The organism is Blastococcus sp. KM273129 (assembly GCF_021698995.1).
Classification (GTDB): Bacteria; Actinomycetota; Actinomycetes; order Mycobacteriales; family Geodermatophilaceae; genus Blastococcus.
Window position 1 is genome coordinate 1 of sequence record NZ_SSXB01000198.1, and the last position, 417, is coordinate 417.

Consider the following 417-nt stretch of genomic DNA (forward strand, 5'->3'; position numbering starts at 1 on the left):
CGCGACCGGTGGGCCGCGTCCGGCTGGGAGAACGGGGTGCTGGGCTACCCGACCACCGACGTCACCGCGCTGGCCGGCGGCGGGCGGTTCGCCCACTTCGAGCACGGCTCGATCTACTGGACGCAGGCCACCGGCGCCCGGATCGTGACCGGGGCGGTGCGTGACCGGTGGGCCGGCGGCGGCTGGGAGACCGGCGCGCTGGGCTTCCCGACCACCGACGTGCTGCCGCTGCCCGGGGGCGGGGCGTTCGCCCACTTCCAGGGCGGCTCGATCTACTGGACGCAGGCCACCGGCGCCCGGATCGTCTCCGGTGCGGTGCGCGACCGGTGGGCCGCGTCCGGCTGGGAGAACGGGGTGCTGGGCTACCCGACCACCGACGTCACCGCGCTGGCCGGCGGCGGGCGGTTCGCCCACTTC

Annotated in this window: 1 protein-coding gene; it reads left to right on the forward strand. The window is 77.0% G+C overall.

What is annotated here, in order from left to right:
• Window positions 1–417, forward strand: a 417-nt coding sequence (locus E9565_RS22010) for an LGFP repeat-containing protein (RefSeq protein WP_374201758.1), incomplete at both ends; no start/stop codon positions are given.